Here is a 9,479-nt window from a genome sequence, read left to right on the forward strand (position 1 = left end):
GCCCTGGCCCCGGCGCGCGAGCTCGGCTGCGGCGTGGCCGGCGAGCCGCGCGCCGGACGCGCCGATCGGGTGCCCGAGCGCGATCGCGCCGCCGTGGATGTTGGTCCGCTCGAGGGGATACCCGAKGTCGGCGAGCGACTGCACGACGACGGAGCCGAAGGCCTCGTTGATCTCGACGAGGTCGACGTCCGACAACGCCCACCCACCGCGGTCCAGAGCCGCCGAGATCGCGGCCGACGGCTGCGAGTGCAGCGAGTTGTCCGGGCCGGCCACCTGCCCCGACGCGCCGACGGACGCGAGCCAGATCAGCCCGAGCCGCTCGGCCACGTCACGGCCCGCGACCACCACGGCAGCCGCCCCGTCGGTCAGCGGCGAGGCGTTCCCGGCCGTGATGGTCCCGTCGGCCGCGAAGGACGGCCGCAACGCAGCCAACGACTCCGGCGTCGTGTCCGGCCGGATGCCCTCGTCCTGCGAGACGAGCACCGGGGCACCACGGCGTTGCGGCACCTCCACGGCCACGATCTCCTCGGCGAACACGCCCGACTCGACCGCGGCCGCGGCCCGGCGATGGCTCTGCGCGGCGACCACGTCCTGCGCCTCCCGGGTGATCGAGAGCAGCTTGTTGCCGCGCTCGGTCGAGGAGCCCATCGACTCGCGGTCGAAGGCGTCGGTGAGCCCGTCGAACGCCAGCGAGTCGACCGCGGTGATGTCGCCGTAGGTCCACCCGCGCCGCGACCCGGGCAGCAGGTGGGGCGCCTGGCTCATCGACTCCTGCCCACCGGCGACGACGACGTCCGCCTCGCCGAGCCGGATCATGCGTGCCGCGTCGATGATCGCCGTCAGGCCGCTCAGGCAGACCTTGTTGAGCGTCATGGCGGGGACCGTCCACGGGATGCCCGCGGCGACGGCCGCCTGGCGCGCGGGGTTCTGCCCGGCGCCCGCCTGGACCACCTGCCCCATCAGCACCTGGTCCACGGACGTCGGCGCCACGCCGGCCCGAGACAGTGCGGCACCGATCGCCGCGGCGCCCAGCGACGCCGCGGTCAGCGACGACAGGCCGCCGTTGATGCGCGCCATCGGCGTGCGCGCGAACGACAGGATGACGACCTCACGGTCAGCGTTCATGACAGCACCACGTCCTCGTCCACCCGGAGCGGCACCAGGGGGGTGGCCGCTCTCACCTCGTCGACGGACACCCCCGGCGCGCACTCGCGCAGGACGAGCCCGTCGACTTCGACGTCGATCACCGCGAGGTCCGTGATGATCCGGTCCACCACGCCGACGCCGGTCAGCGGCAGCGTGCACGCGGGCACGATCTTCGCGGACCCGTCGCGCGCCACGTGCTCCATGAGCACCACGATCCGCCGGGCGCCGTGCACCAGGTCCATCGCGCCGCCCATGCCCTTGACCATCTTCCCCGGGATCATCCAGTTGGCGATGTCCCCGGACGCCGACACCTGCATCGCCCCGAGGATCGCGACGTCGACCTTGCCGCCGCGGATCATGGCGAAGCTCAGCGACGAGTCGAAGTACGACGCCCCCGGCGCGACCGTGATCGTCTCCTTGCCGGCGTTGATGAGGTCGGCGTCCACCTCGTCGTCCGACGGGTACGGGCCGACGCCGAGCACGCCGTTCTCGGACTGCAGCACGACCTCGATCCCGGGCGGGACGAACCCCGGCACGAGCGTCGGCAGCCCGATCCCGAGGTTCACGTAGGCGCCGTCCGTCAGCTCTCGTGCGGCGCGCGCCGCCATCTGCTCGCGGCTGAGCGTCATGAGACCGTCCTCCGTTCGATGCGCTTGTCCGTCACCTCGGAGGGTGAAAGTGCGACGACCCGATCGACGAAGATCCCCGGCAGGTGGATCGCGTCGGGGTCCAGCGTGCCGACCGGGACCAGCTCCTCGACCTCCGCGATCGTCACCGCTCCCGCGGCCGCGCACAGCGGGTTGAAGTTCCGGGCCGACGCGTGGAAGACCAGGTTGCCGAGGCGGTCGCCGCGCGCGGCGCGCACGAGGGCGAAGTCCGCCGTGATGGCCTCCTCGAGGACGAACTCGTGGGCCACGCCCCGCACGGTGAACGTCTCGACGGGCTTCGGCGGCGACGAGACGGCCACCCCGCCGGACGCGTCGTAGCGCCACGGGAGCCCGCCGGACGCCACCAGCGTGCCCACGCCGGTCCGGGTGTAGAACGCCGCGATGCCGCTCCCACCTGCACGAAGACGCTCGGCGAGCGTGCCCTGCGGCGTGAGCTCGACCTCGAGCTCGCCGGCCAGGTACTGCCGGGCGAACTCCTTGTTCTCGCCCACGTACGACGCGATGATCCGCCGGATGCGACCGGCCTGCAGCAGCAGGCCGAGCCCCCAGTCGTCGACGCCGCAGTTGTTGCTGACCACCTCCAGGTCCTCGACGCCGGAGTCGAGCAGAGCGTGGATCAGCACGCTCGGGATACCGCACAAGCCGAATCCACCGACCGCGAGGGTCGCCCCGTCGGGGATGTCGGCTACCGCCTCGACGGCGGACTGGACGACCTTGTCCATTACTGCCTCCTGTCGACCACAGCATTGTGCGCATCGTGTCGAGGCTCGCGTCCAGCGGGGCGCAGACATACTCTGGCGGGACATCAGGCAATGGGGCCTAGCTTCACAAGAGCGACGGTTCCGCCACCAGACGGAGCGAAACATGTTGCGTGCAGATGTGTCACCCGGCCGTGCCCTGCCCACTCATCAGCAGGCGGAAGCGCTGCAGCTCGTGACGCCGGACGGCGTCCGTCGTGAGGATCCGGTCTACGACCCGTGGATCTCCGACGTGGACGACGAGCACCTCCTGGACCTCTACGAGGACATGGTCGTGGTGCGCCGCTTCGACACGGAGGCCGTCGCCCTCCAGCGGCAGGGGCAGCTCGGTCTGTGGCCGCCGCTCCTCGGCCAGGAGGCCGCGCAGATCGGCTCGGCCCGCGCGCTGCGCAGCGACGACTTCGTCTTCAGCAGCTACCGCGAGAACGGGGTGGCGTACTGCCGCGGCGCCCAGCCGACCGACCTCATGCGGGTCTGGCGGGGGACCGCCCTGGCGGGGTGGGACCCGCGGACCATCGGCATGGCCACGCCGCAGGTGATGATCGGCTCGCAGACCCTCCACGCCACCGGGTACGCGCTCGGGTGCCTCAAGGACGGCGTCGACTCGGTCGCCGTCGCGTACTTCGGCGACGGCGCCACCAGCAAGGGCGACGTGCACGAGGCGATGGTGTTCGCCGCGACCTTCCAGGCGCCGGTGATCTTCTTCTGCCAGAACAACCAGTGGGCCATCTCCGAGCCGGTCGGCCTGCAGGCGCAGCGCCCCATCGCGGACCGCGCGGCCGGCTACGGCATCCCGGCCGTCCGCGTCGACGGCAACGACGTGCTGGCGGTCATGGCCGCGACGCGCGAGGCTCTCGACCGCGCCCGCCGGGGCGAGGGCCCCACGTTCATCGAGGCCGTGACGTACCGGATGGGCCCGCACACCACGTCCGACGACCCCACCCGCTACGTCGACCCGTCGGACAAGGCCGAGTGGGCGGCCAAGGACCCGATCACGCGGCTCGAGCGGCTGCTGCGCGCACGCGAGGCGCTTTCCGACGAGCGCGCGGCCGACATCGCGCAGAAGGCGGAGACGTTCGCCGCGCAGATGCGCGCGGGCTGCTACGGGCTCGAGGCGCCCGAGCCGCTCAGCGTCTTCGAGAACGTCCTGGTCGAGCCGACGCCCGAGCTGGAACGCCAGCGGAGCCAGTACGCCGCCTACCTCGCGATGTTCGACGAGGAGGCGTGATGGCCACGATGACGATGGCCGCGGCCCTCAACTCCGGCCTGCGGCACGCGCTCGACGACGACCCCACCGTGGTGCTGCTCGGCGAGGACATCGGGACGCTCGGGGGCGTGTTCCGGGTGACCGACGGGCTGCAGCGCGACTTCGGCACCGACCGCGTCATGGACACGCCGCTCGCCGAGGCCGGGATCATGGGCGTCGCCGTCGGGCTGGCCTACCGCGGTTACCGACCCGTGGTGGAGATCCAGTTCGACGGGTTCGTCTACCCGGCCGTCGACCAGCTGGTCACGCAGGTGGCCCGCATCCACTACCGGACCGGCGGTGCCGTCCGGATGCCGATCACCGTCCGCATCCCGTACGGCGGCGGCATCGGCGCGGTCGAGCACCACTCCGAGTCGCCCGAGGCGTACTTCGCCCACACGCCGGGCCTTCGGGTGGTGACCTGCTCCCACCCGCAGGACGCGCACACGATGCTCCGGCAGGCCATCGCGTGCGACGACCCGGTGGTGTTCTTCGAGCCGAAGCGGCGGTACTGGGTCAAGGGCGAGGTGGACGAGTCCCTCGACGGCGTCCCGCTGCTCGACCGGGCCCGCGTCGTCGTCGAGGGCACCGACGTCACGCTCGCCACGTACGGGCCGCTCGTCATGACCGCGCGCGACGCCGCCCTCGCCGCGCTGGACGACGGGCTCTCGGTGGAGGTGGTCAACCTGCGATCGCTGTCGCCGATCGACCTCGACACGCTCGAGGTGTCGGTGCGCAAGACCGGCCGGCTCGTCGTCACGCACGAGGCGCAGGGCAACGGTGGGCTGGGCGCGGAGATCGTCGCGAGCATCACCGACCGCTGCTTCGACGCGCTGCGATCCGCGCCCGTCCGCGTCACCGGGTTCGACACCCCGTACCCCGCCGCGAAGCTCGAGGACCACTTCCTGCCCGACCTCGACCGGCTGCTCGACGCGGTCGACCGCGTGATGGGCAGACAGCACTCCCTGACCGGATGGAGGGCGTCATGATCCAGACGATCACCCTGCCCGACCTGGGTGAGGGACTGACCGAGTCCGACCTCGTCGAGTGGACCGTCGCCGTCGGCGACACGGTCGAGCTCAACCAGGTCGTCGCCGAGGTGGAGACCGCGAAGGCGCTGGTGCAACTGCCGTCGCCGTACGCGGGCGTCGTCGCCGAGCTCCTGGTCGAGGCCGGCGACACCGTGCCCGTCGGGGCGCCGCTCATGACGATCACGGTCGACGAGCCGAGCACGGCCGCCACCCCGCCGGCCGCAGACCCGCCGCCGGTGTCAGCCGACGAGGCGGCCGAGACCCTTCCGGCGCCGGCTGCCGTGCCAGCGCCCGAGCGGACCTCCGTGCTGGTCGGCTACGGCCCTCTGGTCGAAGGGTCGGCTCGGCCGCGGCGCAAGTCGCGGTCGGCGGCGTGGATGGCCTCGCACGCGGCCGCGGACGTCGAGGGCCTGGGCCTGACGGCTCGTCGCGTCGGACCCAAGGTGCTCCCGCCCGTCCGCAAGCTCGCGCACGACCTCGGGGTGGACCTCAACCGGATGGAGGGGACCGGCAAGGACGGCATGATCACGCGCGAGGACGTCCTGCACGTCGTCTCCGGTGACGGGTCGGCGCCGGTCGTCGACCGGTCGTCGACGAAGCCCGCCACGGTGAGCCGCCCCGCCGGTCGAACGACCGGCACCCCGTCCGCCCCGTCCGCGGAGCGCGAGGTCCGGATCCCCATCGCCGGCGTCCGCAAGCAGACGGCAGCGGCCATGGTGAGCAGCGCGTTCACCGCCCCGCACGCCTCGACGTCGCTGACCGTGGACGTCACGCCGACGCTCGAGCTGCTCGAGCAGCTCAGGACGGACCGCGCGCTCGAGGGCCACCGGATCTCGATCCTCGCGCTCGTCGCCAAGGCTGTGATCCTCGCGGTCGGCCGCACGCCGTCGCTCAACGCGCGCTGGGACGAGGCCGCCGGCGAGATCGTGCAGCCCGCATACGTGAACCTCGGCATCGCGGCGGCGACCCCGCGCGGGCTCCTCGTGCCCACCGTCAAGGACGCCGACGCCCTCAAGCTCCCCGAGCTCGCCGACGCCCTGGGCGCGCTCACCGAAGCCGCGCGGGCCGGCACTGCCACGCCGGCCGACCTGGCCGGCGGGACCATCACCATCACCAACATCGGGGTGCTCGGCGTCGACTCGGGCACGCCGATCCTGGTGCCGGGCCAGGCGGCGATCCTCGCGATGGGCGCGATCCGCCGGCGTCCGTGGGAGTTCCACGACGAGGTTGCGCTGCGCCACGTGATGACGCTGAGCGTCTCGTTCGACCACCGGCTGGTCGACGGAGCCGAGGCGGCCCGGTTCCTCTCCGACGTCGGCGCGATCCTCGCGCAGCCCGGCACCGTCCTACGGATGGTGTAGCCCCCTACTGCGCGGCGGCGGCGACCAGCGAACCCTCCTTCGCGGTGCGCCGCCGTCGCGCTGGATACGGCACGGGGTGGGCGACCATGAACGCCGCGCCGGCGCAGACCAGCTCCTTGTAGCGGGCGGCGAGCCGTCCGCCGGGCGCGAAGGACCGGGCGCGGTCGTCGGTGGTGACCATCTGGATCAGGCCGTCGCGCCGACCCAGGCTGATGCACTGGTGCACGTACCCCAGCGGCGTGCGCGGGAGCCTGCCGCCCGTCAGGCGCGCGACGATCGAGTCCGCCGCCTGCCACGACATCGGGATGCCCGACGCGCACGACATGCGCAGCGAGTTGCCCACCGGTCCGTGCGCGAGGGCCGCGTCGCCCACCGCGTACACGTCCGGGTGCGAGACGGACCGCATCGTCTCGTCGACCAGGATCTGCCCCCGGTCGGTGACGGCCAGCGACGACGCGGCCGCGATCGGGTGGACGGCGAAGCCCGCCGCCCAGACCGTGACATCGGCCGGGATCGTCGCGCCGTCGTCGGTCAGGACGGCGGTGGCGCCGACGCTCGTGACCCGCGCGTTCTCGTGGACGGTGACCCCGAGGCGGTCGAAGGTGCCGCGCAGGTGCGCCCGACCCGCGGGTGAGAGCCAGTCGCCGAGCCCGGCCGGCACGGCGATCGCGACGTCGAGGCTCTCGAAGGACTCCGCGATCTCGCTGGCCGCCTCGATGCCGGTCAGCCCGCCCCCGACGACCACGACCCGTCCGCCGGCTTGGAGCGCGCGCAGCCGCCCGCACAGCCGGAGGGCACCCGGCCGGCTGGCCACCTCGTCGGCGAGCTCGAAGACCCCGGGCACACCGTGGTCGTCGCGCGCGCTGCCCAGGGCGTAGACGAGCGTGTCGTAGTGCAGGTCATCGGCCCCCTCGAGGGCGACGGTCTTGGCGTCGACGTCGACGGCGGCCACCCGTGCGACGCGCAGGATCACGCCGGTGCCGGCCAGGAGGTCGTCCAGCGGGCGGCTGCGCAGGGTCTGTCCGGTCGCCAGCTGGTGCATCCGGACCCGTTCGACGAAGTCCGGCTCGGCGTTGACCAGCGTGATCTCCACGTCGTCGCCGTGCAGTCGGCGCGCTAGGCGCCCTGCCGCCGATGCCCCGGCGTACCCGGCTCCGAGGATGACGATGCGGTGCTTCATGAGTCGCTCCCTGTCGTGGATCGGTGGTGCCTCCTGAACTGGACGGCACCCCGATCCCTGACAGGTTCGCGGTGTGACGGTGGTCACTCACCACCCGCGCAGCAGCGGCTCCCCGTGGTCCGACGCCGCCCACTGACGCGCGGCGCGCCCGAGCTTGTCGGGGTTCACCTGGGAGCGCACGGCGGCGATCCCGTCGGCCGTGACCTCGAGGCTCATGACGCCGATCAGCCGGTCGCCCACCACCGCGACCAGCGCCGGGCTCCCGTTGGCCGTCCACGCGTAGAAGTCGGGGCTCCCGCCGATGAGCGCACGCTTCGCGTCGGCCGGCCGGAACAGCCCGCGCAGGAACTGCGCGACCGCCGGTGCGCCGAAGAACGGCTTCGCGCGAGCCGGGACGTGCCCGCCACCGTCGCCGACGCCCATCGCGTCAGCCGTGAGCAGCCGCAGGAGCGGCTCGGTCTTGCCACTGGTCGCTGCCACCAGGAACTGCTCGACCACTTCGCGAGCGGTCGCGGCGTCCACTTCCGTCCGCGCCCGCTCCACGGCGAGGTGCTGCTTCGCGCGGTGGAAGACCTGCTGGCTGCTCGCCTCGGTGATGTCGAGCAGCTCGGCGATCTCGGCGTGCGAGTACGAGAACGCCTCCCGCAGCACGTACACCGCCCGTTCGCTCGGGGTCAGGCGCTCCATGAGGACGAGGACGGCGGTCGAGACCGACTCGCGCTGCTCCGCCGTCTCCGCGGGGCCGAGCATCGGGTCGCCCGCGAGCAGCGGCTCGGGCAGCCACTCGCCCACGTACACCTCGCGCCGAGCCCGCGCCGACTGCAGCTGGGTCAGGCACAGGTTGGTCAGCGCCCGCGTCAACCAGGCGGCCGGCACGCGCACCTGGTCGCGGTCCGCGCCCTCCCACCGCAGGAACGTCTCCTGGACGACGTCCTCCGCCTCCGCGGCCGAGCCGAGCAGGCGGTACGCGATTGCCTCCAGCCGTGGCCGCAGCGCCTCGAACGCCTCCAGCTCCGCGGCCCGAAGGGGAACCCGATCCGTGTCTCGCACGCTCACACCTCGACCCTACGGCGACGACGCCCGACTACCCGATGGAGGCCCCTCGGCCCCGCCTGGGAGCGCGCACCCTCGACCACCCGACGCCGTCGAGCACCGACGGCTCGGCCCTCCTTGCGAGCCACGGACCCTCGATCGAGCGACGCGCGACCACCCTGCGGCGGCGACCCGCTCTCTGCCTCGAGCGGTCCGCATCCTCGACGCCACGGGCGCCGCGCCCACGCAGCAACCTCCGCGGGCCGGCACGGATCTTGCGGCAACCACGATCAGACCGCACCGCAGTCGGCCGAAGAGCATCTGGTCGCCCGGTCGCTAGAAGGGTGGGTCGCCGAGGTCGGGCCGCGGTGGTGTGGCTGGCCGGTGTTCGTAGGCGGATGGGTCGACGTAGATGGGGACTGGGTGGCGGGCGTAGGTCAGCCCGTGCCGGTCGGTCCATAGGGACACCCCGGTGGTGCGGTTGTAGGTGACGTTCCACCAGCCGTCGGTCTTGGCTTGGTGGTGGTGCTTGCACAACGCGTGCAGGTTCGCCTCGCACGTCTGCGGGTCATGCCCACCGGGTGGTCTGTGCTGGTCGTAGGGGATGCGGTGGTCGATCTCGCACCGGGTGGCGGGTTGGCGGCAGCCGGGGAAGGTGCAGGTCACGTCCCGGGCCTGCACGGTCCGGGTCAGATCCGCTCCCGGCCGGTAAGCATCGGTGCCCACCGAGCAGACCTGCCCGGTGGGGTCGGTCAGCACGCGGCGCCAGGTGCCGTCCTGGGCCAGCTCGCGGGCCAGCTGGGCCGGGATCGGCCCGTAGGAGCCGAGGTAGCCGGGGGCGTCGTCCAGGCCGAGCAGGGTGGAGGCGGCCACGTTCACCTGCAGGGCGACCCGCTGCCCGTGCTTGGTGGGTAGCGGGGTGCCGTCCGGGGTGGACTGCCGGTCCAGGATGCCCAGGAACACGTCGCTGAACGCGTCCGCGCGCCGCTGATCGATGGTGCGCTCGTCCCCGTCCACGGCACTGGTGCCGGCCAGGGCGTCGATCGCGGTGTACGCG

Annotated in this window: 9 protein-coding genes; 3 read left to right on the forward strand and 6 right to left on the reverse strand. The window is 72.8% G+C overall.

Going from position 1 to position 9,479, the window contains the following annotated elements; genetic code table 11:
- From AC1DQC_RS19455 to AC1DQC_RS19465, 3 genes are all read right to left on the reverse strand, one after another.
- The coding region (locus tag AC1DQC_RS19455) for an acetyl-CoA C-acyltransferase (RefSeq protein ID WP_477052881.1) at positions 1-1,125 on the reverse strand (1,125 nt) is incomplete at its 3' end.
- A complete protein-coding gene (locus AC1DQC_RS19460; RefSeq protein ID WP_477052882.1) occupies positions 1,122-1,775 on the reverse strand; it encodes a CoA transferase subunit B in 654 nt (217 codons plus the stop codon). The genes AC1DQC_RS19460 and AC1DQC_RS19455, both read right to left, overlap by 4 nt.
- Positions 1,772-2,536 (reverse strand): CoA transferase subunit A, encoded by a 765-nt coding sequence (locus AC1DQC_RS19465; RefSeq protein WP_477052883.1) that lies wholly within the window; start codon positions 2,534-2,536, stop codon positions 1,772-1,774. The genes AC1DQC_RS19460 and AC1DQC_RS19465 overlap by 4 nt, the downstream gene beginning before the upstream one ends.
- Before the next feature lie 142 nt (positions 2,537-2,678).
- On the opposite strand from AC1DQC_RS19465, the gene pdhA reads away from it, so the two are divergent.
- From pdhA to AC1DQC_RS19480, 3 genes are read left to right on the forward strand one after another with little or no spacing between them, the layout of a single operon-like run.
- Positions 2,679-3,800: a pyruvate dehydrogenase (acetyl-transferring) E1 component subunit alpha gene (pdhA, locus tag AC1DQC_RS19470; protein ID WP_477052884.1), complete on the forward strand. Its 1,122-nt coding sequence runs from the start codon at positions 2,679-2,681 to the stop codon at positions 3,798-3,800.
- The gene (locus AC1DQC_RS19475) at positions 3,800-4,807 is read left to right on the forward strand and encodes an alpha-ketoacid dehydrogenase subunit beta (RefSeq protein ID WP_477052885.1); all 1,008 of its coding nucleotides are present in this window, start codon (positions 3,800-3,802) and stop codon (positions 4,805-4,807) included. Before pdhA ends, AC1DQC_RS19475 begins: the two co-directional genes overlap by 1 nt.
- Entirely contained in the window at positions 4,804-6,210 is a 1,407-nt protein-coding gene (locus tag AC1DQC_RS19480; RefSeq protein ID WP_477052886.1) for a dihydrolipoamide acetyltransferase family protein, read from the forward strand. Before AC1DQC_RS19475 ends, AC1DQC_RS19480 begins: the two co-directional genes overlap by 4 nt.
- Before the next feature lie 4 nt (positions 6,211-6,214).
- Here the strand turns inward: AC1DQC_RS19480 and AC1DQC_RS19485 are convergent, their stop codons facing one another.
- The 3 genes from AC1DQC_RS19485 to AC1DQC_RS19495 form a co-directional block, all read right to left on the reverse strand.
- Positions 6,215-7,390 carry an NAD(P)/FAD-dependent oxidoreductase gene (locus tag AC1DQC_RS19485; RefSeq protein WP_477052887.1) on the reverse strand — a complete coding sequence of 392 codons (1,176 nt, stop codon included), beginning with the start codon at positions 7,388-7,390 and terminating at the stop codon, positions 6,215-6,217.
- A gap of 87 nt (positions 7,391-7,477) precedes the next feature.
- Entirely contained in the window at positions 7,478-8,440 is a 963-nt protein-coding gene (locus AC1DQC_RS19490; protein WP_477052888.1) for an RNA polymerase sigma-70 factor, read from the reverse strand.
- A 318-nt stretch (positions 8,441-8,758) separates the two neighbouring features.
- The coding region (locus tag AC1DQC_RS19495) for an HNH endonuclease signature motif containing protein (RefSeq protein WP_477052889.1) at positions 8,759-9,479 on the reverse strand (721 nt) is incomplete at its 5' end.

The sequence above is a fragment of the Cellulomonas sp. P4_H12 genome (assembly GCF_056400905.1).

What these genes read in the sequence shown, in the direction of transcription:
- AC1DQC_RS19485 (WP_477052887.1), bottom strand. Translation starts at nt 7,390, where the DNA reads ATGAAGCACCGCATCGTCATCCTCGGAGCCGGGTACGCCGGGGCATCG.
- AC1DQC_RS19460 (WP_477052882.1), bottom strand. Translation starts at nt 1,775, where the DNA reads ATGACGCTCAGCCGCGAGCAGATGGCGGCGCGCGCCGCACGAGAGCTG.
- AC1DQC_RS19475 (WP_477052885.1), top strand. Translation starts at nt 3,800, where the DNA reads ATGGCCACGATGACGATGGCCGCGGCCCTCAACTCCGGCCTGCGGCAC.
- pdhA (WP_477052884.1), top strand. Translation starts at nt 2,679, where the DNA reads ATGTTGCGTGCAGATGTGTCACCCGGCCGTGCCCTGCCCACTCATCAG.
- AC1DQC_RS19480 (WP_477052886.1), top strand. Translation starts at nt 4,804, where the DNA reads ATGATCCAGACGATCACCCTGCCCGACCTGGGTGAGGGACTGACCGAG.
- AC1DQC_RS19465 (WP_477052883.1), bottom strand. Translation starts at nt 2,536, where the DNA reads ATGGACAAGGTCGTCCAGTCCGCCGTCGAGGCGGTAGCCGACATCCCC.